Here is a 23907-nt window from a genome sequence, read left to right on the forward strand (position 1 = left end):
CCAGGGTCACCGACAGTCCACTGCCGGCCAGCGCGCGGGCGAAGCACAGCCCCGCCGGCCCGGCTCCCGCCACCAGCACGTCAACGGTGCCGGTCTGCGGCTCGGAGGGCGTGTCCTGCGCGCCCTGCGCCTGGGTTGCGGTGTCCAGCATGAGTCCTTCCTGATGACGTATCGGTAATGAGCTTAACGCCCTGCCCGGCCCACGCCCTTGATCTGGATCAGCCGGGTTCACCGGGGTTCACCCCGTCACGGCGCGGCAGCACGCACGCTGTAGCCAGCCAGGCGCCAGACCTTGTCCTCGTCCAGGCGGAACGAAACCAGCTCGCGCACCGGTTGCGGGCTGTTGGCAAATTGGGTGGGGAAGCTGACATTGATGTAGAGGCCTTCCGGCACCGTCGCGCCCGGGCCGTACTTCACCCGTGTCACAACGGGTTGCCCGCGCGAGGTCAGCGCGCCCAGTCGCTTGCGGTCCGCCGCCAGCTGGTTGACGAAGGTCTGCTCGGGCACCGCCTTGCGCGCGACCGCCGATGCGCCCTTCCAGGCTTCGGCGGCTCGGTTGCTGTCGACCAGGCCCGCGACCTGGCGGGCAGCGGCACTGAGCTGGTCATCCTGCTCCTTGACCTGCTTCTGCTGCGCTGCGGTCAGAGGCGCGCGTGCGGGAGGGGCTGCGGTGGCCGGAGCGCTGGTCGATGGAGTGGGCGGTGCGGGGGCCGGAGCCTGGGCAAAGGCGGCAAAAGGCAGCACAAGCAACAGCAGCAGCGGACTACGCATCGGCTCACCATCCAAGTGAAAGGAGCCCAGAGTCTAAGCCAGCCGCGTTAGCACGCCGTCAGTTGCGTTCAGCCGCTTCCGCCTCCGGCTGTGCGGATTCGCTGGCGGTACGCTCAGCCAGAGGGTCCTGCGACCGGGTGGCGGCCGGCGGCAGCAGGGTCGACACGTCGATTTCCGAGAGCGGACTTTCTGCCGGGCAGGTTTCGTCGGGGAAGCCAAAACGCTGCTTCAGGTTCTGACCACACGCCGTGACCGCTTCCAGCTCGCTGCCTTCACGCTTGCACTCCTGGTCAAACGCCACCAGGAACGCGTCTTTGCGTCGCACGAAGTCGTCGCCACATTTGCGCATCTGCTTGATCCGCTCCAGATCGTCCTGCACCGCATTGGTGCCATCCAGTCCGAACTGGCGCAGTTCATCGCCGCTGAGCAGGCGCAGGCTGCGGTTGGGCACGGTCATCATCAGGTCGGCTACGCCCACCGCCACGCCGTTGCGCTGCAGGTAGTCCTTGACGTTGTCGTAGACCTCCTGCAATTCGCGGTTGAGTTCAGCGCGCGAGGTCGCCTTGGAGCTGATCCGCATCATCCGATGGATGCCGACCTTGCCGGCGACCAGGCGGTTGTCGCCGGCGGCCAGCACGAACACGCAGGCGCTGTGGCAGACCGAACCTTCGCGCACCCAGATGGTCCAGCGCGATTCGCCGATGCGGTCGCCGGCCACGATGGCCGCTTCGACCTGCCCACCGCTGGAGTCCAGGTCCAGGATGCGGCTCTGGATGTGCTGTGCTTCGGCCACCAGAGCGGTGCGAGCGACAAGTTCAGAGAAGCCCGGGTTGATCTTTCCCACGTAACGCAGTCGCAGCAGGCCGCGCTCGACGCACGGAGCCACGGCTGCGTCCAGGCTCTTTCGATCCAGCGCTTCAAGCGGCACACCGTCGCCGGCGTCTGCTGCGTAGTCGGTGTCGCAGCTGATCCAGGCCTTGCCGTTCTCCAGCGCCACCTCCGGCCAGCCCTGCTCGCCGCGGCGCGGGGGCGGTGGCACCGCAGGCGGCGCGTCCGCAGCATTGATCGACACCATGTTGTTGCCGTCCACCGCCGGTGCCCGCACAGCCTTGTCGGCGGCGGTCACGTTGCCCGGGTTCTCCAACTGGCTGCAGGCGACCATGCCCAGACACAGCAACGGCACTCCCCAAGACTTGAGCAACATGAATACCCGGTTCCCGTTCATTGGCGTGTCAGTGGCGACACGTGAACACACAGTCTAGTGCGAGCCGGGGCGCGCGCGGGAACCTGCCCTGAACCGCCCGGGCCGCGCCGCTCATACGTGTCCGAAAATGGCGAGCCTCGGTGCGCCTCCAGGCATAGACTTGCCCCCATGGACACCGCCCTGCCCCTGGACTACGCCGCCTGTGAAAGCGCCCGCCTCGCACGCGACGCGCGCTTCGACGGCGTGTTCTACACCGCCGTGCGCAGCACCGGCATCTACTGCCGGCCGGTTTGCCCGGCCCCGCCCCCGAAGCCGCGCAATGTGGACTACTACCCCACGGCCGCCGCCGCTGCGGCCGCCGGCTTCCGCCCGTGTCTGCGCTGCCGCCCTGAACTCGCCCCCGAAGCCCAGGACGCCCTGCACAATGAAACCCTGCAGCGTGCGCTGGCGCTGATTCACGACGGCTATCTGCAGGACGCGGCAGTGGGCGAACTGGCCGCACGCCTGGGGCTGAGCGCGCGCCAGCTGCAGCGCCTGTTCGTGGCCCGGCTGGGCGCGGCCCCTGCGCAGATCCATGCCACCCGCCGGCTGCTGCTGGCCAAGCAACTGCTCACTGAAACCGCCCTGCCGGTCACCGACGTGGCCATGGCCGCCGGCTACAACAGCCTGCGCCGCTTCAACGCCGCCTTTCTGGAGGGCTGCGGCATGCCGCCGACCGCGATCCGACGGCAGCGCGGTGCGCTCGACGCCGGCGCATTGACCCTGCGCCTGGGCTACCGGCCGCCGCTGGATTTTCCGGCCATGCTGGCGTTCCTGCGCCGGCGCAGCATTCCCGGCATCGAGCAGATCGGCGAAGACCGCTACCAGCGCGTGATCGGCCCGCCCGATCGGCCGTCGATCATCACTGTCACCGCCGACCCGCGCCGGCCCGAACTGCTGCTGCAGCTCGGCCAGATAGACCCGCGTGCGATTCCCGGCGTGGTGCGCCGGGTGCGCCGCATCTTCGACCTGGATGCCGACCTGCGCATGGTGCATGCCAGCTTCGCGCAGGAACCGCTGCTGGCGCGCGGCGTGGCGGAACGCCCCGGCCTTCGCGTGCCCGGCGGCTGGGACGGCTTTGAAGTGGCCGTACGCGCGGTGCTCGGCCAGCAGGTCAGCGTGGCGGCGGCGATCACCCTGGCGCGGCGCGTGGTGGACCGCTTTGGCGGCGTCCTGCTGGGGATGCCCGAAGGACTGAACCGCGAGTTCCCCACGCCTGCGCAGCTGTCCGAGGCTTCACTGGAGTCGATTGGACTGCCGCGTTCCCGCGCAGCCACGGTACGCGCCGTTGCCACCGCCGTGGCCGAAGGACGCCTGGACTTTGCCGCAGGCCAGCGCCTGGACAGCTTCATTGAACGCTGTGTGGCCCTGCCCGGAATCGGGCCGTGGACCGCGCATTACATCGCGCTGCGGGCGCTGGGCCTGCCCGACGCGTTCCCGTCTGGCGATCTGGTACTGCAGCAGGTGCTGGGCGAAGGCACGCGCTTGAGCGAACGCGCCACCGAGGCGCGCTCGCAGGCGTGGCGACCGTGGCGTGCCTATGCGGTGCTCCATCTGTGGCACCTCGCCACGCCGACCGTGACCACTTCAGGAGAGACGAAATGACCCTGCTCTATGACACCTTCGACAGCCCGATAGGCGCGCTGACCGTGGCCGGCGACAGCCAGGGCATCCATCACATCCTGTTCGAGAACAACCGCTACGACGCAAAAGGCCGCGAACGCTGGCAGCGCGATATCCATGCATTGCGCGACGCACGTACGCAGCTGCTGCAGTTCCTGCGCGGTCAGCGCACCCGCTTCGAACTACCGCTGGCACCACATGGCACCGACTTCCAGCTGCGCGTTTGGAAGGCATTGGCGGATATTCCCTTCGGCCAAACGTGGAGCTACGTCCAGCTGGCGCGGCACATCGGCCAGCCGACCGCGAGCCGTGCGGTGGGTGCGGCGAACGGACGCAACCCGCTGCCCATCGTGCTGCCCTGCCATCGGGTCATTGGTGCCAGCGGTGCGTTGACCGGGTTTGGTGGCGGCATCGAAACCAAGGCGGCGCTCCTGGAACTGGAAGGCCGGGGCACGCCGTTGCTTGTGTGATGTGCCATTGGTTGTCTTCGCGCGGTCACCCGTGCGCCCTATGATGGCCGGATGATCTCTGTCCGCCTGACTCTGGCGATTGCCGCCACCCTCGCGCTGACCAGCTGTGCCAGCACCCCCTCCACCGCACCGTCACCGCCGGCGACCACGGCCGTGCCCACGCAGACGCCCAAGCTGCTGCTGGTCTCCATTGATGGCCTGCGCGCGGACATGCTCGACAAGGGCATCACCCCGAACCTGGCGCGCATCGTGCACGACGGCGTACGTGCGCAGTACATGACGCCTTCGTATCCCTCGCTGACCTTCCCGAACCATTACACCATCGTGACCGGGCTGCGCCCGGACCACCATGGCATCGTGCACAACAGCATGCACGAGAACGAGCTGGGCAGTTTCAAACTGAGCATGCGCGAAGCGGTGACCGACTCGCGCTGGTGGGGCGGCCAGCCAATCTGGGTAGGCGCGGAGAAGGCCGGCCTGCGCACGGCGATCTGGTCCTGGCCCGGCAGCGAAGCGGCGATCCAGGGCGTGCGCCCGACGAAGTGGCGCATCTACGACGGCAGCGTGCCGTTACCGGACCGCGTGGACGAGGTGCTGGGCTGGGTGGCACGCGACGATGCGCAGGCTCCGCGCCTGGTGACGCTGTACATGGAGAACGTGGACCACGAAGGGCACCAGCACGGACCGAACTCGCCTGAGTACGCGGCGGCAGTGAAAGATGCCGATGCGGCGGTGGGCCGGCTGCTGGATGGCCTGCAGGCACGCGGCATTGCCGACAGTACCAACGTGATCGTGGTGTCCGATCACGGCATGGCGCTGGTGCCGGAGGGGAACACGATCGCAGTGGAAGACATGGTGGACCCGTCTCTGGCCAAGGACGTATCCGTCGGGCAGTCGGTAGGATTCGCACCGCTCCCGGGCAAGGAAGCGCAGGCAAAGAAGGCGCTGCTGGGCGCGCACGCGCAGTACGACTGCTGGACGCGGGAAACATTGCCGGCGCGCTGGCAGTACGGTTCCAATCCGCGCATCCCGCCAATCGTCTGCCAGATGCACGAGGGCTGGAACGCGATGCGCCGCGACCGCATCCAGGAGAAATCAGGCGAACGCGGCTCGCATGGTTACGACAATGCCCTGCCCTCGATGCGCGCGGTGTTCATTGGTCGCGGCCCGTCGTTCAAGCAGGGCGAGACGATTCCCGGCTTCGACAATGTCGACGTGTATCCGCTGCTGACACGCCTGCTCGGCATTCCAGCCGCACCCAACGACGGTAATCCGCAGACGCTGCTGCCTGCGTTGAAGTAGCCGGGCACTGCGCCGAGTTGCATGCGTTCCGTACCGCCGGGCTCTGCCCGGCTCTACGCAGCGCGACAAAAAAAACGCGGCGCAAGCGCCGCGTTTTTCTCGACCAATGCTGATGAAGGATCAGCTGGCCTTGGCCACAGCCTTCTTGGCAACGGCCTTCTTTGCCGGGGCCTTGGCCACGGTCTTCTTGGCGACCGGCGCAGCTGCGCCCACGGCCACCTTGCTCACGCTGTGCGAGCGCGAATTGCCATAGCTGGCGTTGTAGCGCTTGCCCTTGGCGGTCTTGCGGTCACCCTTACCCATGTCGTCAACTCCTTAAAGTCTGAATACTGATTACCCCGTACGGACACGGGTTCGGCAAGGCAGTCTGTTTCGACCGCCCTGCGCACGATCGGAAAGCCTATCACACGGCCTCAATGCGCACAGCTGGCGTCGTGGACGTGGCCATGGTTCAGGCGCAGATTGACCAGATGCGCCACCCCGACCAGGACCCCGCCCAGCGTCATCACGATGGCGTGCGGTACAGCTGAATGGTGCAGCGGGTCATACAACAGGCCGGCCCACAGGGCCACCAGTCCCGGCACAAGGAATCCGAGCGCGCGCAGCGCGCCGTGCCGGCGGTAGCCCCAGACCAGGCTGAACAGCCCCAGCAGGGTCACGAAGCACACCAGTGCCAGCTCCACCCCGTCACTCATCCATACCGACAGCCCCAACGACGGGGCCGCCGCCAACAGAACCGGCAGCACCGCACAGTGCACCGCACACAGCAGGGAGCCGGTGGCACCAAAACGATCAAGCAGATGGCGAAGGCCAGGGAACAGGGGCATGACTTCCAGCAGGGTCGGCGACACGATGTGGAATAATATAACATCAATCCTGACGCGCACCCTTCCCCGCCATTCCACCACGTCATCCCACGTCCCAAACCGGGCCGGAACTGACAGGCAGGCCGCGCCAACTCATTGATACAAAGTAACAATTTGACTGACGGACCCCTCTCCAATGCGCTCTTCCCGCCCCCTGCTCACCCCACATGCGCTGTCCCTCGCCCTCACACTGGCACTGGTTCCCGCCCTCGCCGGTGCCGCTGAGAACCAAGGCCATCCCGACCGCCACCTGACTGAACTGTCGACCGTCAAGGTCACTGCCTCGCCCCTGCAGGGCGACGCCGAGTCCCTCGCCCGCCCGGTGGAGGTGCTCGCCGGCGAACGCCTGGACGAGCAGAAGGCCGGCACCCTCGGCGAAACCGTCGCCAAGCTGCCGGGCGTCCAGACCACGTCCTTCGGCCCCGGTGTCGGCCGCCCGATCATCCGTGGCCAGGAAGGCCCGCGCGTGCAGGTACTGTCCAATGGCGTGGGCAATCTTGATGCCTCCACCGTCAGTGCCGACCATGCCACCAGCATCGAGCCATTCCTGGCTGACCAGGTGGAAGTCCTCAAGGGACCGGCCACCCTGCTGTTCGGCAGCGGTGCCATTGGCGGTGCAGTGAACGTCGTGGATGGCCGCATCGCCAGCGAAATCCCGGACCGCCCGCTGAGTGGTCGCGCCGAGCTGCGCGGCAACTCGGTCAACGACGAGCGCAGCGGCATGTTCCGCCTGGATGGCGTGAGCGGCAACGTCGTGCTGCATGTGGACGGCCTGGTCCGCAATGGTGACGACTACCGCATTCCGGGCTATGCCGTGATCGACGGCCTGGAAGACCACGACCATGACCATGAACATGAGGAAGGCGACACCGACGAACCCCGTCGCGGCCGCCTCGACAACAGCTCCGTCCGCACCCGCGCCGGTGGCGTCGGGGCCACCTGGCTGGGCGAAGGCGGTTACCTGGGTGCGTCGGCCAGCACCTACCGCACCAACTATGGCATTCCCAACGGCGCGCATGTGCATGCCGAAGGCGAAGACCACGACCATGACCACGGTGATGAAGAGGAAGAAGGTGACGAGCACGACGTGCGCATCGACATGGTGCAGAACCGCTTCGACGTGAAGGGCGGTATCTACAACCCGGTGTCGTTCCTGAAGAACATCAACGTCCGCGCCGGCTACACCGATTACGAGCACACCGAACTGGAAGCCGGCACACCGTCGACCCGCTTCACCAACCGCGGCATTGAAGGCCGCGTGGAAGCCACCCAGCAGCAGATTGGCGGCTGGGACGGCGCGTTCGGCCTGCAGTTCGGCAACACCGATTTCGGTGCGCAGGGCGAGGAAGCCTTCGTGCCCAATACCGGTACCGAGAGCCTGGGCGTGTTCGTACTGCAGGAGAAGCAGTTTGGACCGCTGAAGGTGGAACTGGGTGCGCGCCAGGACAAGGTCAAGCTGGATCCAACCGGCGACTATCGCAAGCGTGATTTCGACGCCACCAACCTGTCGGCCGCCGGTATCTGGAAGCTCAACGACGCGGTTGACCTGCGCTTCGGCATCGACAGCTCCGAGCGCGCGCCGACTACCGAAGAGCTCTACGCCGCCGGTGCGCATATCGCCACCCGTTCGCTGGAAATCGGCGACGCCAACCTGAAGACCGAACGCGGCCAGCGCGTGGAACTGGGCATCCATACCCACAGCGACCTGGTCGACTTCTCTGCGTCGATCTACCAGACCAAGTTCAAGGACTTCATCTACCTGGCTGATACGGGTGTGGTCGAAGACCTGCCGGTGCGGCTGTGGACGCAGCAGGACGCCACCTTCAAAGGTGCCGAAGCCGAAGCGCTGTTCCACCTGTTCGAGGGTGGCGCAGGTGACTGGGACCTGCGGGTGTTCGGCGATTACGTGAAGGCCGAGCTGGACGGCAGCGGCGACCGCAGCGTCGACATCGCCGTGCCGCACGGCGACCACAGTCACAACTACACCGTCGACATCGCCAACAGCGGTTACCTGCCGCGCATCTCGCCTGCCCGCGTGGGCGCGGACCTGCGCTGGTCGAAGGACGGCTGGCGCGCCTCGGTCGGTGCAGTGCGTTACAGCAGCCAGAAGGACGTGGCCCAGAACGAGGAGCCCAGCGACGGCTACACCCTGGTCGATGCGCACCTGGCCTACCGCTGGGACCGCAACGACAGCAACAGCTACGAGCTGTTCCTGGACGGCAGCAACCTGACCAACCGCGAAGCCCGCCCGCACACCTCGCTGTTGCGCGATTACACCCCGCTGCCGGGCCGTGGCGTCGCGTTCGGCATCCGCGCGTATTTCTGATCCCTCCCTGGGTCTTTGGATACACCTTTCGGGGGCCGCAAGGCCCCCTTTTTTCTGTGCCTGGGATGCGACCAGTGGCATTTTCATGTGGTTGTGTGAGGTGGTAGCGTCGGTCGACAGACGACGGCCCTGAAACCACCAACGCCCGGTAACGCACGACCATCGAATGAAGGCACCCTCCACAGGTTGACGTCAACCGCAGGCTTCATCACGATGCGACATAACCGGGCCCACTCCGCTGCAAGGGCCCTCAACCCCATGGTGTCCCATCGTGACCAGAAAGACCGTGGCATTGCTGTATGGCGGAATATCGCCAGAGCATGACGTCTCCGTCGTCTCTGCCCGCAGCGTCTTTGCGTCCATCGACGACAGCCGCTACCACGTAATCCCGATCGCCATCGATCGCCAAGGCCGCTGGTGGCTTGGAGATTCCGCAACGCTCCCCGACCAGAGCGCCTTTCCCGGCGAGTACCAGGTATCCCTTCTGCCCGGTGGCCGCGGCCAGGCGCTGGCCTTCCATACCGCAACGGGCGAGGCAAAGGGCCTGAACTTCGATATCGCCCTCCCGATCCTTCACGGACAGGGAGGAGAAGACGGCAGCATCCAGGGGCTGCTGGAGACCGCCCGGATTCCGTACGTGGGCAGCGGCGTTCTGGCCTCGGCCGTATGCATGGACAAGCAGGTAACCAAGGCGCTGCTGCGTGATGCAGGCGTGCCGGTGACGCCCTTCCTCTCGCTTGACCGATTCGAAACACCTTCACTCTCCGAACTGAGGAACGCGCTCGGCGGCGAGGCCTTCTTCGTCAAACCAGCCAGGCTCGGTTCTTCCATCGGGATCAGCAAGGTCGCGACGGAGGAGGAACTGGCAAACGCCCTGGCACTGGCGCTCGATCAGGACGAAAAGGTCCTCATCGAGACCATGGTTGTGGGGCGGGAGATCGAATGCGGCGTACTGCAACGGGGATCCGACGACCTGCTGGCGACCTGGCCATCGGAAATTTCGCTGGCATCCGACGCCCATGCGTTTTACACCTACGATGCCAAGTACAACGATCCAGATGCAGTCAGGTTGGACGTTCGGGCCGGCATTGATGAGGCATGCGCAGAGCGCGTCAAGGACATTTCCATTCGTGCGTTCCAAGCACTCGGCTGCGAGGGTATGGCGCGTGTGGACTTCTTCCTGAAGGACAACGGGGATCTGCTGGTCAACGAGGTCAACACGATTCCGGGGTTCACCTCGCACAGCCTGTATCCGAAAATGATCGAGTCTGCCGGAACTCCGTACAGGGAATTGTTGGACATTCTCCTGGAGCAGGCGGTAGCGCGTTTCTCGTAGTGGGACAGGCGAGGGTCAACGTCGCGCCCTCGCTTTGAACCCGGTGGGGGTCCATGCGTTAGAGCACCGGTGGGTGTTATCGGCGGTCGTCTATCGACCGACCCTACCAGTGCCCACATTGCGCGGGGTGCCGGTAGCATGCACTGACCGGCGCGTCGGGTGCGCCCACGGTCTCTGACCTGGCCGTACAATCGGGCTGCCTCCCTGCTGGAGTACCCGCATGGCCCCTGCCTCTCCTGCCCCGCGCATGCACTGGGGTCTGCTGGTTGCCGCTTCGGCGATTCTGATGGTGACCATGGGGGTGCGCCAGACCTCGGGCCTGTATGTGGATCCGATTCACCGCAGCACCGGGGTCAGCATCGTCGAAATCAGCTTCGCCCTGGCCGTCGGCCAGTTTGTCTGGGGGGCGGTGCAACCGGTGTTCGGCGCGGTGGCCGACCAGCGTGGAGCGTGGCCGGTGCTTCTGGCAGGCACGTTGCTGCTGGTCGCGGGCCTGCTGCTGGCCCCTGTGCTGACCAGCCCGCTCGGGCTCAGCTTCAGCCTCGGCCTGCTGATGGCAGCCGGTGCTGGGGCCGGTAGTTTCTCGGTGTTGATCGGGGCGACCGCGCACCGCCTACCGGCGCAGAAGCGTTCGTTCGCTGCCGGTCTGATCAACGCCGGCGGTTCGCTCGGCCAGTTCGTGTTCGCTCCGCTTGTGCAGTGGGTGATCAGCAGCGCCGGCTGGGCGCGGGCCATGTGGGTGATGGCGGCCGCGGCACTGCTCTCGTTGCCGATGGCGTGGCCGCTGCGTCGGCGCCACGGCGATCACGCGCTTAGCGCGGCGGACGAACACGGCGGGCTGCGCGCGCAATTACAGGTCGCCGCGCGTAACCGCAGCTACTGGTACCTGCACATCGGTTTTTTCACCTGTGGCTTACATATTGCTTTTCTCGTCACCCATCTTCCTGGCGAGATCGCGCTGTGTGGGTTGTCGCCGACCGTGTCCTCCACGTCGATTGCGCTGATCGGTCTGTTCAACATCGCCGGCAGCTTGTTGGTCGGTGCACTGGGTCAGCGGTATCGGATGAAGTACCTGCTGTTCTGGATGTATGCCAGCCGCGCGGTGATGATCGGGGTGTATCTGCTGGCACCGCCGACACCGCTGACCTTCTATCTGTTTGCGGCGGCGCTCGGTTTCACCTGGCTGGCGACGGTGCCGCCTACGGCAGGGTTGGTGGGGAAGCTGTTTGGGCCGCGCTATCTGGGTACGTTGTTCGGGTTGACGTTGTTGTCGCACCAGTTGGGTGGCTTCTTTGGAGCTTGGTTGGGGGGATTGGCGCTGGCGCATTCGGGCAGCTATGTATGGATGTGGTATGCGGATATGGCGTTGGCCGCGGTGGCGGCGGTGGTGAATCTACCGATCCGGGAAGCACCGTATGGGTGTCATGCGATGGGGGCACGGTGACGGGCGGTGGAAAGCCACGGCCACTGCTTTCACACGGTTTTACCGGATCAGTCGGCTTGATGCATTTTCCGACTTCCAGGGATAGCGGAGCGGACAGAACTGTCCGAAAATAGTGCATGACCATCCAACGCGCCGATGCCGCCGCCCGCCGTGCCCTCATTCTGGATGCCGCCGACGCGGTGTTTGGCCAGCACGGCGTCACCGCCCCGCTGGACATGGTGGTCGAGCGCGCCCAGGTCGGACGCGCCACGCTCTATCGCAACTTCCCTGACCGCGCTGCGCTCATTGAAGCCCTGCTCAAACGCGCCGTCGCCCGCATCGAGCGCCAGGTAGAGCGTCTGGGCGACCGTGACGACACCCTGTTCCAGGTCCTGGACGGCATGGCCTCCCGCCTCGTCCACTCGCCGGCCCTCGCGGACTACTGGCGCGCGGTCGACCCGGATCATCCGCCCATGGCCGCCGCCCGTCTGGCCGTCCGCGAGATTCTCAAGGTCCCCATCCAGCGCGCCATCGCCGCAGGCCTCTGCCGTCCCGACCTGCAGCCCGCCGACATCAGCCTCATTTCCAGCATGCTCGGTGCCGCATTGCGCGGCAAAACCACCCAGGAACGCGAGCACCTGGCCGCCCGCGCCATGGAGCTGCTGCGTGGAGGACTGCACGGACCTGTCCCCGAGCCGGGCGGATGAGTACCTATCTCAAGCCCGTCCCCAACTGGGAAGAGCACGAGAAGCCCACCCTGCCCGGCTCAGCCTCGATGCCGTGGCATCCTCCTCATCGGCGCGCCGCGTACGCCGCTGTTGCCGTGCTGGTCGGCATCACCGGCGGCCTCGGCAACGCCCTGGTCACCGCCAACCTGCCTTTCCTGCAGGGACAGCTCGGTCTCACGCCCGCCCAAGGCAGTGGCCTGGTCGCCGCCTACGCCATGGTCAACGTCACCGCCAACCTGCTGGCCTTCAAGTTCCGCCAGCAGTACGGCATCCGCCTGTTCGCCGAGATCGGGCTGGGAATCTACGCCGCCCTCGCTGTCCTGCATCTGTTTGTCGGCAGCTTTGAAACCACCCTGCTGATGCGCGCCGCCAGCGGCTTTGCAGGGGCGGCCTGCAGCACGCTTGGCACGCTGTACATGCTGCAGTCGCTGCCGCGGCGTTACACCGGCAACCTGCTGGTGGTCGGCGTCGGCCTTTCGCAGCTTGCCGTACCGCTGGCCTGGCTGGTGTCGCCCGGGCTGGTGGACACCGGTCAATGGCACAACCTGTACTTCCTCGAAGCCGGCCTGGCGCTGTGCGCATTTGCCGCCGTGGTCCTGCTCAAGCTGCCGCCAGGCGTGCAGATCAAGGCGTTCGAGCCCTTGGATTTCCTGACCTTCGCATTGCTTGCGCCGGCCGTCGCGCTGCTGGTCATCGTGCTGTCCCAGGGCTACGTGCGCTGGTGGCTGGACACGCCCTGGCTGGGTTGGGCACTGGTGGCGTCCATCACCTTGGGCACCACCGCCTTCATCCTCGAGCACTACCGGCGCAATCCGCTGCTGCAGACGCGCTGGCTGGCCAGCCTGCCGGTGCTGCACTTCATCGCAGGTGCCTTCCTGCTGCGTTTTCTCACCGCCGAGCAGTCCTATGGCGTTATCGGGCTGATGCGGCAGCTCGGCATGGGGCCGGACCAGATGCGACCGTTGTTCGCGGTGATCCTGGCGGGCGTGATCACCGGCATCGCCACCAGCGCGCTTACCTTCGGCCCCAAGCGGATCATCGCCCAGCTGCTGATGGCCATCGCCCTGCTCGGCACGGCCGCCCTGCTCGACCAGGACCGCACCAGTCTGGATCGCCCACACGATTTCTTCCTGAGTCAGTTCCTGGCCTCGGTCGGGGCGGGGATGTTCATGGGACCGCTGATCATGCTCGGCATCACCCAGGCCCTGAAGCAGGGCGTGGACCACATGATCACCTTCCTGGTCACGCTGTCGATCACCCAGACCCTGGGCGGCCTGGCCGGCTCCGCCGTGCTCAGCAGCTATCAGCTTCATCGCGAGCAGGTGTATTCCAGTGCGCTGGTCAGCCAGCTGGATCCGGCCGACGGCGTGGTCGCGCAGCGCCTGAAACAACAGCAGCAGATTTACGCCGGCATGGTCACCGACCCGGTGCAGCGCGCGGCGCAGGGCACCGCGCAACTGGCCCAGGTGGCGCGGCGCGAGTCCAATGTGCGCGCGTTCAATGACGTGTTTTCACTGAGTGGGAAGGTAGCGTTGGGATTCCTGGGCTGGCTGCTGCTGTTGTCGCTGCGCACGGCCGTGCTCAAGCAATGGCGCAAGCGCCACCCGCCCGATCCCGTTTCCCGATGAGCGCCAGCATGTCCTCGCAACCGCCGCGTCCTGAAGAAGAGAACGTCAACCCGCCGCCGCCCACCGACGCTGCGCCGCCAGCAGCACCGGCTGCCGCTGCGCCGCCGAAGTACATCACCCCCAGCCGACGCGCGGTGATCGTGATGGTGCTGGTCGCCCTGGTGGGCATTGCGCTGATCCTGCGGGCATGGTCGCTCTGGCCTTTCCAGACCACGTGGGAAAGCACCGATAACGCCTATGTGCGTGGACAGATCACCGTGCTGGCTCCGCAGGTCAACGGTTACGTGACCGAAGTGCTGGTGAAGGACTACCAGCGGGTCAAGAAGGGGGACGCACTGGTCCGCATCGATGACCGCATCTACAGGGAAAAGGTCGCTCAAGCCGAAGCCGAACTGGACAGCGCCAATGCCGCGCTCGCCAATTCCGACCAGACCCAGGCGCAGGACCGTGCGCAGATCGCCGCCGCGCAGGCCAATCTGGCGGCCGGGCAGTCAGAGTTGAACCGTTCGCGCAACGAACTCAAGCGTTACGAGGAACTGGCTGCGCAGCAGCTGGTCGCCCTCAACGACCGCGACAGGTTCCGCACGACGACCCAGTCGGCGCAGTCGGCGGTGCAGCAGTCGCAGGCGCAGATCCGTATCGCCGAGGAGACCCTCACCTCCACCCAGGTGGCACGCAAAGGACTGGAGGCACGCGTGGCGACCGCGCAGGCGCAGCTGGAGCTGGCCCGCATCGACCTGGACAACACCGTCATCCATGCTCCACGCGATGGCCAGGTCAGCGAGGCATCGGTACGGTTGGGGCAGTACGTCACCGCCGGCTCACAGCTGCTGTTTCTGGTACCGGACGCGCTGTGGGTGGTCGCCAACTTCAAGGAAGGCCAGACCTGGAAGATGCGCGTCGGCCAGCCCGCCACCTTCGCGGTGGATGCGTTCGACGGTCAGCGTCTGAGCGGGCGGGTGGAGCAGATTGCGCCGGCGACGGGATCGGAGTTCAGCGTACTGCGGCCGGATAACGCCAGTGGCAACTTCACCAAGGTGGTGCAGCGCTTGCCGGTGCGGATTGCGATTGATCCCGGGCAGGACCTGGCACCGCGATTGCGGCCCGGGATGTCGGTGGTGGTGCGGGTGGATACGGCCGGGAACTAACCTGCGCAGCGGGCGCAGAGGCCGTGTACTTCCAGGGTCTGGGCCTGCGGCTGGAAGCCGAGCTCCTTGGCGCGCTTTTCCAGTTGGCTGACGATGTCGCGGTCCTCCAGCTCGACCGCGCTGTGACAGCTGTTGCAGATCAGGAAAGGCACAGAATGCTGCGCGCTGCTGGGGTGGTGACAGGCGACGAAGGCGTTCACCGACTCCAGCTTGTGCACGAAGCCGTTGGCCATCAGGAAGTCCAGCGCGCGGTACACGGTGGGCGGTGCGTCGGCCCCTACCCCCTTGCCGTTGCGCACCCATTCCAGCAGTTCGTACGCCTTGACCGGTTTGCCGGCCTCGGCAATCAGGCGCAGAACGTTGGCGCGGATCGGGGTAAGGCGCAGTCCGCGCTCGGCGCACACGCGCTCCACCACCTTCACGAAGTCGGACGCGTCGTGAACGTGATGATGTGGAGCAGTACAAGCGGTTTTGGCGGACATGCGCGGTCTCCTGGGATCAGGCCTTCGGTACTTTAGTAAGGGCGACGTCGATCCGCTTCAAGGCCTCTTCACGGCCGGACAGGAAGACCGTCTGCGAGATGTCCGGGCTGACCTGGGTGCCGGTGATCGCCACGCGCAGTGGCTGGGCGACCTTGCCCATGCCGGTTTCAAGCGCGGCCGCGGTGTCGTGCAGGGCACCGGCAACCCCTTCCAGGGTCCAGGCCGGCAGCGCCGCCAGCAGCTCGCCAGCCTTGCCCAGCGCCAGCTCCGCGCCCGGTTTGAAGTGCTTGGCCACAGCGGCCTCGTCGTATTCGGTCAGCGGCTGGTACCAGACCACGGCCTTTTCCGCCATTTCCTTCAGGGTCTGCACGCGGTCGCGCAGCGCCACCACGACGTCGGCCGGGTCCGGGCCGGCGGCCAGGTCCAGACCCAGCTTGTCCAGCTGGTACACCAGGTGCGGTGCGACGGAAGCCGGTTCTTCGGTCTTCAGGAAGTGCTGGTTGACCCAGCCCAGCTTGGCCATGTCCAGGCGCGAGGCCTTGGAGTTGCAGTTGCGCACGTCAAACAGGTCGATCAGCTCCTGGCGGCTGAACAGCTCCTGGTCGCCATGCGACCAGCCCAGCCGGGCCAGATAGCTCAGCAGCGCGTCGGGCAGGTAGCCGGCATCCTTGTACTGCATCACGTCCGCCGCGCCGGTGCGCTTGGACAGCTTGGCACCCTGCTCGTCCAGGATCATCGGCATGTGACCGAACTTCGGCACCGGCGCGCCGATGCCTTCGTACAGGTTGATCTGGCGCGGGGTGTTGTTGATGTGATCATCGCCGCGGATCACCTCGGTGATGCCCATGTCCCAGTCGTCCACCACCACCGCGAAGTTGTAGGTGGGGTAACCGTCGGGGCGGAAGATCACCATGTCATCCAGCTCGCTGTTGGCGATTTCGATGCGACCCTTGATCAGGTCGTCAAACACCACCGTGCCGTCGAGCGGGTTCTTGAAGCGGATCACCCGGTTCGGGTCGTCCCTGTACGCCAGCCCCAGCTCGCGTGCGGCACCGTTGTAGCGCGGCTTTTCCTGCTTCGCCATCGCCGCTTCGCGCATGGCGTCAAGCTCCTCGCGGGTCTCGTAGGCATAGTAGGCCTTGCCTGACGCAATCAGCTGCTCGGCCACTTCCTGGTAGCGGGCCACGCGCTGGGTCTGGTAGATCGGCCCCTGGTCGTAGTCCAGCCCCAGCCAGTCCATCGCCTCGAGAATGGCGTCGATCGCCCCCTGCGTGCTGCGCTCGCGGTCGGTGTCCTCGATGCGCAGGACGAATTCGCCGCCACGGTGACGGGCTTCCAGCCAGCAATACAGCGCGGTGCGGGCACCGCCGATGTGCAGGTAACCAGTGGGGCTGGGGGCGAAACGGGTGCGGCAGGTCATGAAGGGCTCGAAGGCGGGCAACGGAATCAGGGGCGATTTTACCCGCCCCCGCCGCTAAACGGGGGCTGGATGCCCCCACCGCCCAGGTGGCTACTCCGGCACGAATTCCAGCAGGCGGTCCCAGCCGCGCTGCCGGGCCTGCTCGAGCAGCTTCTCCGGGGCGACCTGACGGATCATGAACAACGTGGGCGGGGCGTTCTCGGTGGCCCGGGTCGCACCATACATTTCGGCCAGGGTTTCGGCCCACCGCCCGTCCGCGGCCCATTGCAGCGAGCTGAAGTAGCGCGAGGTGAACAGGCGGTGCATCCACGCATTGAACCTTGACGCACTGCTGAAACGGGTCATGCCCAGGGTCGGGCAGTAGTGCGTGTAGAACCGCGCGCCCGTGGCCTGTTCTTCCACCGCCAGCACCATGCTGTGCACCGTACCGGTCAGCAGGAACTGTGCATTGCCCTGCACGCCCTTGAGGAACTGCGCGAACTCGTCAAAGGCGATTTTCGTCTGTGCCGACGTCGCCCCGGGCAGCAGCGCCACGCCCTGGGCGTCTCGTACATACGAGAGGAACTCGGCCCCAATGCCCTCATCGGGTCGACGCAGGGCCAACCGCAGGTTACGCACCAGCTCCATCGCCTTGCCCTGGCCCAGCGCCATCGCCATCATTCGCGACAGACCCGTGCACCAGCCCATGCTGCCGCCGCTGCGAACGTTGAGCAGCGATTGCGAGACCGCAAAGTACTGGCCACCCCCTTCGTCCACCGCATCGCGGATGACGGCTTCCATGCGCAGGATGTACTCCAGCCGCTGTACGCCCTCCATGCGTGCGATCACGACCGACAGCGCCCCGCGCTGGACGGCTTCGAGGCCCCCGCTCACAAACAGCTCCTTCAGTTCGTGAACGGACCGGCTTGCGGTCACGCCTACCGGCATCTCCACCCGTTCCGGATGCTCCATGCCCCAGCGGAAATCGCGCGAGGAAAGATCCAGCGAGCGCGAAGACGTCAGCAACCTCGCCTGCGTCTCCATGGCACCACGATAGCTCGACGCGATCGACGTGCTGCGGGACACGGACGGAGTACCGCCGCTTGACGAGCTGCCCGAACCCACCCGTGACAGCGACGACGACGATGAGGGCGCATCGGGAAATGGCCCCTGTCCACCGCGCAGGCCAACCTCGGAATGCGGTTCCCACAGGCCGTCGGCATTGAGCCGGACCGGCGCATGGTAAAGCCCGCCGGGATCGGGATTCCGCTGCCGCCAGGTCTGGTTGGCCTCATCGAATCCCACTTCGTACACGTGGCCGGACTGGCGGATATAGTGATGACCCAGGTAGTGGTACACACCATTGTCGGCAGGTCTTGCACCGTCGACGATCATGTCTGCCGGCTGCGCGTAGCGGGCACTGAACCCGCGCAACGGGTCCGCCACCCCCACCTCCGCCATCTCCTGGATTTCCGGAACCACCTGCGCGCCATCGCGCGTGGCCATGCCAGCGGTGCGGGCGATCGCAAATGGTGCCGACAGGGCCAGACCGAACAGACCCCAGCCTGCGCTCACGGCACCGGCGCTGCGGTCCTCCTGGGTGCGGCCATCGATCGCTTTCTCCAGTCCCAGCGCGAACTCCAGCCCCGAACCGGCTGCCGCAATCGGCAACAGCCAGGGCATGGCGATGCTGCCCAGCCCGGTGAGCAGGTTGAACTTGGCAACCCGCACCAGAAGATACTCACGCCAGGCTTCCCAGTTCGAACTGAACAACACGCCCGCATCATTGACCGTGTGCTGATGAAGGCGGTCGATCAGCGCCTCGAAAAGGTCGCTGCCATCGATCTCCAGGGCTGATTGATTGCCCAGGAAGATGTCGCCATGGGCTTTGTCCAGCGCGGTGTCCACACCATTGGAGAACCATCCGTCCTGCAGGTCGGCCAGGTCAAACGCGGCGTGCAGCCAGCCGCGCCTTGTTCGCTGTTGGCAACGCGCGTCAGCCAGGCCTGCATCTGCTGGGTATCGGAGAATTCGCGGAACGCGATCGCGTCGCCTGGCGCGTACAGCAGCACCTCCGGCCAGGAAGGGTTTTCGATCCGCATCAGGGTGGCCTGGCGACCGTACAGACTGATCCAGCTGATCCGTGCGCCATCGGCAGCGCGGCAGCGGAAGGCGCGCTTCTCGGCCTGTGACAGCACCATGTAGCCGGTGGCCGCAAAGGCGAGCTTCAGGCCCCGCGCCGACAGCGACCCCTCGGCGAACTGCTGCCAGGCCGAGAACATATAGACACCGCGCAGGTACACGCCGACATCTTCGCGATGTTCTTTCCAGAATGCATTGAGCACCGCGAGATAATCACTGCGCAGGTCCATGTTCCGCACCAGGTCAATGAACTGATCCGGCAGCAGGTTGCCCGCTTCCGTGGCCTGGTCGTAGGTGGTGCTGTTGTCCCTCGCATAGATGCCCAGCTCGTACGAGCCCGGGCTGCCATCCGGGAACCCCGTGGCCTTGATGAACGCCGCCTCGACCAGTCCCAGCGCACTTACTTTCTGCGACAGGTCATGCACGAAACCACTGGGCGACTCACGACTGGGGGTGCCACCCGAGAACCGCACCAGCTGGAAGTCCTCGGCGCTGATGACCACCCCATGCCGCTTCAGCACCGCGGCCTTGAGCCGGTCGGCCACGTAGCGATACGGCGGCGGATAGCTGGCCTCCAGCACGCTGCGCAATGTGCTCAGGCTGGCGAGCCAGCGCGCGTCCTCCACTCCCACGTTGCGCAGCAGCGACTGCGCCGACGTTCTCGCCTGCACCAGCCAGTGCGCCCCAGCCAGCGCATAGGGATCGTGGATGCCTTCCGTCATGCGCTCCAGGGCGGCTTCCAGCAGCGGCATCGAGACCGGCATCGGCAAACGCCGCAGACGCTGGTCCAGCGCCAGGTAATCCTTGCGTGCCTCCGCCGTGGACGTCATGTTGCCGTAATGGAGCTGCTGGCTGCGCAGTGTCAGTTCCTGGATGAACAACGCACGCAGCAGATGACCGTCCACCGCTTCTCCGCGAAGCACAGGACCGTCGCCGGTACGCCAGCGTGCATGCTGGTGTGCCGGTACCCAGCGATGGAGCTGGTCGGACAGATCATGACGCAGCTGCTGCAGAGCCTCTTCCAGGGAGGGGAATTCCTGCACGATCGGCTGGCGCGAGGGCGCGATCACCAGCAGCGCGCCCTCGCTGCGCTGCGGCGACGGCAGTGACTGCGCCAGCAGCAGGCCGTGCAACGGCACGTCATCGCCCCCCGGTGGCCGGGCGACCAGCGCATGTACCCGGATGTCCTGCCCCGGCAAGGCCAGCGCGCGCCCCATCTCGCTGCCACTGCCGCCGAACCGGGCCGGGTAGCGCAGCAGGGTGTCCAGCAGCCATTTGCCCGGCGCGCTGAGGGTGCCGGCAGCGGCCAGCAAAGTACCACTGCCGCTCAGGCGCTGGCTGATCGCTTCCACATAGGCCTCGCGCTCGGGTCGGGCGGCATTGCTGCGCACCGATGCAATGAACGCATCAAGACTGTCGCGGAAACTGCCGATGTAGTCGTTGCCGGTAATGACGGCGTTGAACTCCGCCAGACTGGGCCGCGTGATCTCGTCTTCTGGCCAGTGGGTCCCGGGTTCACCACTGGGATACAGACCGGTCCGCGCATCGTCTGTTTCTCTGGGCAGGAATACGGCTTCCACCAGCGTATGCGAGCTGACCAGGCCACTGCGTATGCGGCGGTCGCGGGGAAAGTCACGGTACCGCCCGACCTGCTGCGGATCAGGTGGCTGCTTTTGCTTCCTCTCCCATTCCGGCCAGGTCGGGTAGTCGGTGAAGATGTTGCGACGAATGCCGTCAGGATCCAGCGTGACCTGGGTGGCTTCGAATATCTGGCGGGTCAGCAGCGCACCCACGTGCCGGTCCAGGCTGGGCAGCCAGCGTCCCACCTGCTCCAGTCGCTTCTCGGCGAATTCCAGCGTCCGCATTGCCACCACCAGGCGCACGTCCTGCGCTGCCACGGTGGTGTCATTGCGGTTTACCCAGTTCCGCAGGTGCAGACGCTCCAGTGCCACTGGCACGCGTTCGTCATTGCCGGTCACCACATCTTCCGGATGTGTTGGCCGGCTGGGAAGTTCCAGTACAGCCTGGGCCAGCTGCTCGCCGGCGACCTGCAGAGACGCCGCCTCACGTCGCGCGCGCCTCGGCGGCAGCGATGCAGGCAACACGCCCAGGTGGGCCGCGACAACCTCACCCATGTCATTGGCGAGCAGTCGCGCCTGCACCAGCTCGCCGGCACGGCCCGCTTCCACGGCGGTGTGATGGAGACGGTCGTACAGGTCCTGCCAGACGCTGCCACCGCCCTCGATGTCGACTACTTCATCGAGCAGGGTAATCGCGCTTTCAAGGGATGATTCCGCGACGTCCGGCGCTGCCGGCGTGACAGCACCGCCGAGGTGGACGTCATCAGGGACGACGTGTGCGGAACGGTTGCCGCTCAGCATCTGCCAGCCGTGGTAGATCATCAGCAGACCGCTGCTGGCCAGTCCGGCCCCCCAACCGATCAGACCGTGGTCCCCGGTCCGCGCGGCACCGGAAGTCGCTGCAGTCGCTGCCGCTGCGGCAGACCACGGGTCCGGCGGCGCGGCACTGCTGCGCGGCGTGGCGGATGGCACGTGCGTCAACTGCCGAGCCACCTGCGTTGGAGCAGGCGGTGCCAGCAGTGCACCACCGATCCGGAACATCCCGGCCAGCCGCCCCCAGTGCTCCGGCAACGTCGCAATGAAGCGATCCAACGCACGGTCGGGCACGGCTCCGCGTGGCAGTGTCCGCTGCAGCTGCCACAGCACGGCGGCCACCGCGAGCGCGGTGACCGGATCGACGTGGACCCTTGGCCGCATTGCGTCGTCGGCCTGCACAACCCATTCGTGCAAGGCTGCCAGGGTGTCACGCAGCGCCGCTGGCAACGCACGCACCAGCTGCTCGAACTGGGCGTATTCCCGCAACGGCGGCAGCCCCGCCGCCAGCGCCGAAAGGACCGGTGCCATGTCGCGCCATTCACCGTTCCGTACCAGCCGCGCCACTGCCGCCAGCGCAGTGAGCGTGGGCATCGCACCCGACAGTACCGACCAGCGGATACGGCTGAGCGCTGCATGCAGCGCGTGCAACCCCAACGCGGCGAGCAGGTCGCGCTCACGGTGATGCTCCGACAGTGCGACGGCAAAGCGCGCACAGATATGTTCCCGCAGGTCCGCTGATGCCGCATCGGCCAGCGTGCGCTCCAGCAGTGAGGCCACGGCGGTGGCCTGCGGTGCGCCAGTGGCAAGAATCCGGTCGCGCAGCGTCGCCTCGTCTGCCGAGAGCGACACCGGCGCTTCTGCAATGGGCGTCAGCAGCACGTGCGCCGAACAGGTGGCGGAGGCGGAACTCCCTGCGCGATTCCCCAGGCCTGTCAGGCGGGGCACCGGTCGCAGACCGGATGGACCGGCGCGGTGTTCGACGGGCACGCGGCGGGGTGCAGTACGGGCTGCGGGAACTTCCTGGAGCTGGGTCATGGAAAGCAGCGGCAGTGGACATGAATGCATCCTAGGGCGCTGTCATCCAGACGCCATCGTGTCCTTGCCATGGCTACATCTGCGCGGTCTCGAACTGGTCATTCGCGACGCTGCTGCGCACGGACGACGGCCAATGCGGCGACCAGGCCGATTCGACCCGGTCGCCGCCCTGCTACTCACTTCTGGTTGGCACCCAGCGCGTACCAGTCAATGCGACGCGTGATCCACATTGCCGCCGCCAGCACGCCAAACAGCAGCAGCGAGCCCATCAGCAGCGCGTTGTTCTCCGATACCAGCAGCGCATACAACGCGCTGTACAGGACCGTGAGCATCCCGGCGAAGCCGAGTCCACGCAGGCGGCTGCGCAGCACTCCGCTCAGATACACCGCCTGCAGGCCAATACAGGCCACCGCCGACACCACATAAGCCACCCAGAACGGAATGTGCTCGGACAGACTGAGCAGCAGCAGGAAGAAGATCGCCAGTGCCAGTCCCACCATCAGGTACTGCAGCGGATGGATGCGCAGGTCCTTGATCAATTCGAAGAGAATGAATCCAACGAACGTCAACAGAATGAACAGAATGCCGTATTTGCTGGCGCGATCGGCCTGCGTATAGATGTCGACTGGATTGACCAGCTCCACGCTCACCGCCTCGATTTCGCTGTCACCGGTGCCGCGCAGCTGGCGTTGCGCCTGTGACGCCAGCGACGATACCGACCACTGCGCGTGGAAGCCCTTCGCATCCACGGTACGTTGATTGGGGAGGAAGCTGCCCCCGAACGACGGATGCGGCCAACTGGACTGCACCGCAATGCGGCTGTCATCGCCCACTGGCACGACCGACAGGGAGCGGGTCCCGTCCAGCACCACGTCCAGCTCCACCGCACTGGCCGCCAGCATGCCGCCCGCTGGATCGTTGAAACCACGCACCGGTACATGCAGGCCCTTGCCCATGCCGGCAACGCCGCCCAGTCCCGGCTGCAGGGTCAGGGCCTGACCGTCCACGCTCAGCTTCGGCGAACCCACCAACCCCCGCACGTCTGCAATCCCGACCACCAGGTACGGCTTCCCGTACACGCGTCCTTCGCGCACCGGGTAGTCGTCCTCGCTGAACGTCGCGCGCACCTTGGCTTTCCAGGTGAACACCGGAACCCGGAACAGACCGATGCGACGCTCATCCGGCTGCATGCCGCCTTCCACCACCAGGCTAGACGGCATCTGCAGCCAGTAGCTTTCCTCTACCTGGGTGTCGATCTTCTTGATGCCGGCCGCGTCCACGGTTTCCACCTGACGGGTCTCCCGCCACGGCACCACCCGGATCGGGCCGGTCAGGGTCTGCGCACCAGCACGACTCTGGGCCACCCGCATGTAGGCCTCGTCGCGGTAAGCCTCACGTTCGCTGATCACGCCCCGGATCAGCATCAACGGAATCAACAGCAGCAGAATCAGCCCGCCGACAATGGCGAACCGCAACAGCATGTGCAAAGACTTCATCACCCTTCCTCGGTTTGGGAGGGTGCCAGCGTCGCCGCCGCCGGTGTGGAGGGTTTGAGCCCAACATGAAGTCAGAGTGAAGCGTAGTGACAC

General features: G+C 66.1%; 18 protein-coding genes. 9 read left to right on the forward strand and 9 right to left on the reverse strand.

Annotation, left to right across the window (positions count from 1 at the left end):
* Positions 1-246: 246 nt before the first annotated feature.
* Positions 247-771, reverse strand: a complete 525-nt coding sequence (locus tag EGJ34_RS01215; RefSeq protein ID WP_125358281.1) for a DUF4019 domain-containing protein — start codon at positions 769-771, stop codon at positions 247-249.
* A gap of 58 nt (positions 772-829) precedes the next feature.
* Complete coding sequence (locus EGJ34_RS01220) at positions 830-1972, reverse strand: hypothetical protein (RefSeq protein ID WP_260476867.1); 1143 nt, start codon at positions 1970-1972, stop codon at positions 830-832.
* A gap of 171 nt (positions 1973-2143) precedes the next feature.
* On the opposite strand from EGJ34_RS01220, the gene EGJ34_RS01225 reads away from it, so the two are divergent.
* From EGJ34_RS01225 to EGJ34_RS01235, 3 genes are read left to right on the forward strand one after another with little or no spacing between them, the layout of a single operon-like run.
* The gene (locus tag EGJ34_RS01225; RefSeq protein ID WP_125358285.1) at positions 2144-3619 is read left to right on the forward strand and encodes an AlkA N-terminal domain-containing protein; all 1476 of its coding nucleotides are present in this window, start codon (positions 2144-2146) and stop codon (positions 3617-3619) included.
* On the forward strand, positions 3616-4107 hold the full coding sequence (locus EGJ34_RS01230; protein ID WP_125358287.1) for a methylated-DNA--[protein]-cysteine S-methyltransferase: 492 nt from the start codon (positions 3616-3618) through the stop codon (positions 4105-4107). Before EGJ34_RS01225 ends, EGJ34_RS01230 begins: the two co-directional genes overlap by 4 nt.
* A gap of 51 nt (positions 4108-4158) precedes the next feature.
* A complete protein-coding gene (locus EGJ34_RS01235; RefSeq protein ID WP_125358289.1) occupies positions 4159-5409 on the forward strand; it encodes an ectonucleotide pyrophosphatase/phosphodiesterase in 1251 nt (416 codons plus the stop codon).
* Positions 5410-5529: 120 nt separating this feature from the next.
* Here EGJ34_RS01235 and EGJ34_RS01240 read toward each other — a convergent pair whose 3' ends face one another.
* Positions 5530-5712: a 30S ribosomal protein THX gene (locus EGJ34_RS01240; RefSeq protein WP_125358291.1), complete on the reverse strand. Its 183-nt coding sequence runs from the start codon at positions 5710-5712 to the stop codon at positions 5530-5532.
* A 110-nt stretch (positions 5713-5822) separates the two neighbouring features.
* The gene (locus EGJ34_RS01245; protein WP_125358293.1) at positions 5823-6236 is read right to left on the reverse strand and encodes a MerC domain-containing protein; all 414 of its coding nucleotides are present in this window, start codon (positions 6234-6236) and stop codon (positions 5823-5825) included.
* 175 nt (positions 6237-6411) lie between these two features.
* On the opposite strand from EGJ34_RS01245, the gene EGJ34_RS01250 reads away from it, so the two are divergent.
* From EGJ34_RS01250 to EGJ34_RS01275, 6 genes are all read left to right on the forward strand, one after another.
* A complete protein-coding gene (locus tag EGJ34_RS01250; protein ID WP_125358295.1) occupies positions 6412-8601 on the forward strand; it encodes a TonB-dependent receptor in 2190 nt (729 codons plus the stop codon).
* 271 nt (positions 8602-8872) lie between these two features.
* Positions 8873-9937: a D-alanine--D-alanine ligase family protein gene (locus tag EGJ34_RS01255; RefSeq protein WP_125358297.1), complete on the forward strand. Its 1065-nt coding sequence runs from the start codon at positions 8873-8875 to the stop codon at positions 9935-9937.
* 220 nt (positions 9938-10157) lie between these two features.
* Positions 10158-11381, forward strand: coding sequence for an MFS transporter (locus EGJ34_RS01260; RefSeq protein ID WP_260476866.1), 1224 nt, complete (start codon positions 10158-10160; stop codon positions 11379-11381).
* Positions 11382-11497: 116 nt separating this feature from the next.
* Positions 11498-12067, forward strand: a complete 570-nt coding sequence (locus EGJ34_RS01265) for a TetR/AcrR family transcriptional regulator (RefSeq protein WP_125358299.1) — start codon at positions 11498-11500, stop codon at positions 12065-12067.
* Entirely contained in the window at positions 12064-13716 is a 1653-nt protein-coding gene (locus EGJ34_RS01270) for an MFS transporter (protein WP_125358301.1), read from the forward strand. The genes EGJ34_RS01265 and EGJ34_RS01270 overlap by 4 nt, the downstream gene beginning before the upstream one ends.
* 8 nt (positions 13717-13724) lie before the next feature.
* Complete coding sequence (locus EGJ34_RS01275) at positions 13725-14864, forward strand: HlyD family secretion protein (RefSeq protein ID WP_125358303.1); 1140 nt, start codon at positions 13725-13727, stop codon at positions 14862-14864.
* Here EGJ34_RS01275 and EGJ34_RS01280 read toward each other — a convergent pair.
* The 5 genes from EGJ34_RS01280 to creD all read right to left on the reverse strand — a co-directional run bounded on the left by EGJ34_RS01280 (position 14861) and on the right by creD (position 23814).
* The gene (locus EGJ34_RS01280; RefSeq protein WP_125358305.1) at positions 14861-15346 is read right to left on the reverse strand and encodes a Fur family transcriptional regulator; all 486 of its coding nucleotides are present in this window, start codon (positions 15344-15346) and stop codon (positions 14861-14863) included. The genes EGJ34_RS01275 and EGJ34_RS01280 overlap by 4 nt on opposite strands.
* A gap of 16 nt (positions 15347-15362) precedes the next feature.
* Positions 15363-16766: a glutamate--tRNA ligase gene (gene gltX / locus EGJ34_RS01285; protein ID WP_125358307.1), complete on the reverse strand. Its 1404-nt coding sequence runs from the start codon at positions 16764-16766 to the stop codon at positions 15363-15365.
* Between the two features lie 90 nt (positions 16767-16856).
* Entirely contained in the window at positions 16857-18653 is a 1797-nt protein-coding gene (locus tag EGJ34_RS01290) for a DUF6543 domain-containing protein (RefSeq protein WP_125358309.1), read from the reverse strand.
* Positions 18560-22162, reverse strand: coding sequence for a DUF6543 domain-containing protein (locus EGJ34_RS01295; protein WP_125358311.1), 3603 nt, complete (start codon positions 22160-22162; stop codon positions 18560-18562). The genes EGJ34_RS01290 and EGJ34_RS01295 overlap by 94 nt, the downstream gene beginning before the upstream one ends.
* A gap of 332 nt (positions 22163-22494) precedes the next feature.
* Positions 22495-23814, reverse strand: coding sequence for a cell envelope integrity protein CreD (creD, locus tag EGJ34_RS01300; protein WP_125358313.1), 1320 nt, complete (start codon positions 23812-23814; stop codon positions 22495-22497).
* Positions 23815-23907: the final 93 nt, after the last annotated feature.

Origin of the sequence: Stenotrophomonas sp. 278, assembly GCF_003935715.1 — a bacterium.
Lineage (GTDB): Bacteria > Pseudomonadota > Gammaproteobacteria > Xanthomonadales > Xanthomonadaceae > Stenotrophomonas > Stenotrophomonas maltophilia_AH.

What these genes read in the sequence shown, in the direction of transcription:
- EGJ34_RS01270 (WP_125358301.1), top strand. Translation starts at nt 12,064, where the DNA reads ATGAGTACCTATCTCAAGCCCGTCCCCAACTGGGAAGAGCACGAGAAG.
- creD (WP_125358313.1), bottom strand. Translation starts at nt 23,814, where the DNA reads ATGAAGTCTTTGCACATGCTGTTGCGGTTCGCCATTGTCGGCGGGCTG.
- EGJ34_RS01235 (WP_125358289.1), top strand. Translation starts at nt 4,159, where the DNA reads ATGATCTCTGTCCGCCTGACTCTGGCGATTGCCGCCACCCTCGCGCTG.
- EGJ34_RS01225 (WP_125358285.1), top strand. Translation starts at nt 2,144, where the DNA reads ATGGACACCGCCCTGCCCCTGGACTACGCCGCCTGTGAAAGCGCCCGC.
- gltX (WP_125358307.1), bottom strand. Translation starts at nt 16,766, where the DNA reads ATGACCTGCCGCACCCGTTTCGCCCCCAGCCCCACTGGTTACCTGCAC.
- EGJ34_RS01230 (WP_125358287.1), top strand. Translation starts at nt 3,616, where the DNA reads ATGACCCTGCTCTATGACACCTTCGACAGCCCGATAGGCGCGCTGACC.
- EGJ34_RS01275 (WP_125358303.1), top strand. Translation starts at nt 13,725, where the DNA reads ATGTCCTCGCAACCGCCGCGTCCTGAAGAAGAGAACGTCAACCCGCCG.
- EGJ34_RS01245 (WP_125358293.1), bottom strand. Translation starts at nt 6,236, where the DNA reads ATGCCCCTGTTCCCTGGCCTTCGCCATCTGCTTGATCGTTTTGGTGCC.
- EGJ34_RS01240 (WP_125358291.1), bottom strand. Translation starts at nt 5,712, where the DNA reads ATGGGTAAGGGTGACCGCAAGACCGCCAAGGGCAAGCGCTACAACGCC.
- EGJ34_RS01280 (WP_125358305.1), bottom strand. Translation starts at nt 15,346, where the DNA reads ATGTCCGCCAAAACCGCTTGTACTGCTCCACATCATCACGTTCACGAC.
- EGJ34_RS01250 (WP_125358295.1), top strand. Translation starts at nt 6,412, where the DNA reads ATGCGCTCTTCCCGCCCCCTGCTCACCCCACATGCGCTGTCCCTCGCC.
- EGJ34_RS01265 (WP_125358299.1), top strand. Translation starts at nt 11,498, where the DNA reads ATGACCATCCAACGCGCCGATGCCGCCGCCCGCCGTGCCCTCATTCTG.
- EGJ34_RS01260 (WP_260476866.1), top strand. Translation starts at nt 10,158, where the DNA reads ATGGCCCCTGCCTCTCCTGCCCCGCGCATGCACTGGGGTCTGCTGGTT.
- EGJ34_RS01215 (WP_125358281.1), bottom strand. Translation starts at nt 771, where the DNA reads ATGCGTAGTCCGCTGCTGCTGTTGCTTGTGCTGCCTTTTGCCGCCTTT.